Source organism: Anaerobium acetethylicum, assembly GCF_900096945.1.
GTDB classification, from domain to species: domain Bacteria; phylum Bacillota; class Clostridia; order Lachnospirales; family Lachnospiraceae; genus Anaerobium; species Anaerobium acetethylicum.
Window position 1 is genome coordinate 1 of record NZ_FMKA01000102.1, and the last position, 1,340, is coordinate 1,340.

Sequence of the window (1,340 nt, forward strand, 5' to 3'; positions counted from 1 at the left end):
GTAAGCGATGAATATCATACCGTGTTGCACAGTCCACCCTTGGTGTCCAGTTCCCTAAATCGGCAGTAGTTCATGCTTTTCCGCTGTTATGTTTTCAACATCAATTAAACCTGTGCAATGCTCCTTTATAAAATCACTCCATGGAAGCAACTTTTCTATACCTGCGGGCTCATTTTTGTAGTCCGGCATATAAAGAAGTACCATGTAAAGATACTGGAACACATTCAGGTTGTTTGCCTTTGCTGTTTCAATCATGCTGTACATGACCGCACTTGCATTTGCACCTGCAACTGATGTATGGAACAGAAATGCCTTACGGCCGATAGCGTAGCTCTTGGCTTTTCGCTCGGCTGCATTGTTTGAGATTTCGCATCGTCCATCTTTCATGTAATTGCAGAGTGTTTCGCGGTGGTTTTTTGCATAGGTCACCGCTTTCTGAAGTTTACTGCCTCCAAGTGGCTGGACTGTATCAATCCAGTTCCAGAATCCTCTCCAGACAGCAGATTCTCTTTCCTCACGTTTTGCTTTTCTTTCATCAGCAGGAAGTTCTTTCAGTTCACGTTCGATGTAGAACAGTTTGTTACAGTAGGAAAGACCGACTTCTGCAGGTATCATCTTCTCCTGAGCACTTTCATCCGGAATTACCGGATCATCCAGCCAGGTTTCTGAATTGATATCCAGCAGTTTTATTTTTTTTCTTCTCCCGACAGGAATGGCTTCATAAAACTTCCTGCGGCAGTGAGCCAGACAGCAGACCAGGATAACATCCATCACTTTGTTATAACCCTGATATCCGTCACACTGGAGAAGACCTTTAAAGCCGTCCAGAAAGTCCTTGGCATACATTCCACTACGTCCCGCAGCATAATCATAAAGGACGATTGGTGGAAGACCATCGCTTCCGGTTAAATAAATCCACATAAAAGATGTGGACTCGGCACTTTTGCCTTCTTCACGCAATACCTGACATGTTGTTTCATCTGCATGCAGGATATCACGTTTTATCAGATGCTCATGCATTCGTTCATATATTGGGTAAAAGTAATGTTCAGCACAGTAAATGAACCAGTTTGCCATGGTTTCCCTTGGCAGTCTGAGTCCAAGTTCTGCCATTCCTGATTCCTGTCTGTAATACGGCATGCCCATGAAAATCTTGTCAAAGATCACATAGGCAACTGCGGATGCAGATGCAGGACTGTGAGGTAATAATGCGGGATATACAGAAGCCTTTACAAGGGTTCCATCCCCGTCTTTCTTACACTCTGGGCAAATGGCAACTTCCTGCATAAGACGGATTCGCTCCACTTTTGCAGGCGTGATTCTGATTTCTTCACGAACCG

General features: G+C 44.4%; 1 protein-coding gene. It reads right to left on the reverse strand.

What is annotated here, in order from left to right; genetic code table 11:
* Positions 1–54: 54 nt before the first annotated feature.
* The coding region (gene tnpC, locus BJR36_RS19980; protein ID WP_091237184.1) for an IS66 family transposase at positions 55–1,340 on the reverse strand (1,286 nt) is incomplete at its 5' end.